Origin of the sequence: Bradyrhizobium sp. WYCCWR 12699 (genome assembly GCF_032144035.1) — a bacterium.
Classification (GTDB): domain Bacteria; phylum Pseudomonadota; class Alphaproteobacteria; order Rhizobiales; family Xanthobacteraceae; genus Bradyrhizobium.
Map to the genome: position 1 here is coordinate 1 of NZ_JAVTJN010000026.1, position 1186 is coordinate 1186.

Below are 1186 nucleotides of genomic sequence, written 5' to 3' on the forward strand. Positions count from 1 at the left end.
TGATCAAGGACCCGCTCACCCACATGGTGCGCAACTCCGCCGATCATGGCCTGGAGACCCCCGCCGAGCGCCTCGCCAGCGGCAAGGGCGAGCAGGGCACCATCCGCCTGTCCGCCTATCACGAGGGCGGCCACATCATCATCTGCATCGCCGACAACGGCCGCGGCCTCAACACCGAGAAGATCAAGGCCAAGGCGATCTCCTCAGGTCTCGTCACCGAGGCCGAGCTCGAGAAGATGAGCGAAGCCCAGATCCACAAGTTCATCTTCGCGCCGGGCTTCTCGACCGCCGCCGCCATCACCTCGGTCTCCGGCCGCGGCGTCGGCATGGACGTGGTGCGCACCAATATCGACCAGATCGGCGGCACCATCGACATCAAGTCGGTAGCCGGCGAGGGCTCTTCCGTCACCATCAAGATCCCGCTGACGCTGGCCATCGTCTCGGCCCTGATCGTGGAAGCCGCCGGCGACCGCTTTGCGATCCCGCAGCTCTCGGTGGTCGAGCTGGTCCGTGCCCGCGCCAACTCCGAGCACCGCATCGAGCGCATCAAGGACACCGCAGTCCTTCGCCTGCGCAACAAGCTCTTGCCGCTGATCCACCTGAAGAAGCTCCTGAAGATCGACGACGGCGCGGCCTCCGATCCCGAGAACGGCTTCATCGTGGTCACCCAGGTCGGCAGCCAGACTTTCGGCATCGTGGTCGATGGTGTCTTCCATACGGAAGAGATCGTCGTGAAGCCGATGTCCACAAAACTGCGTCACATCGACATGTTCTCCGGCAACACCATCCTGGGCGATGGCGCTGTGATCATGATCATCGACCCCAACGGCATTGCCAAGGCGCTCGGCGCCGCCGGCTCCTCGGCCCATGACATGGGCGACGAGAACGGCGCGCACCACATCGGCTCGGGCGAGCAGACCACCTCGCTCCTCGTCTTCCGCGCCGGCTCGGCGCAGCCCAAGGCGGTCCCGCTCGGGCTCGTCACGCGCCTCGAAGAGCTGCCCGCCGACAAGATCGAGTTCTCGAACGGCCGCTACATGGTGCAGTACCGCGAGCAGCTGATGCCGCTCGTCGCCATGGACGGCGTCACCATCGCAAGCCAGGGCGCCCAGCCGATCCTGGTGTTCGCCGACGACGGTCGCTCCATGGGTCTCGTCGTCGACGAGATCATCGACATCGTCGAGGA

Annotated in this window: 1 protein-coding gene; it reads left to right on the forward strand. The window is 65.3% G+C overall.

What is annotated here, in order from left to right:
- A partial coding sequence (locus RPS27_RS10520) for a chemotaxis protein CheA (protein ID WP_313753992.1) occupies positions 1–1186 on the forward strand: 1186 nt, incomplete at both ends.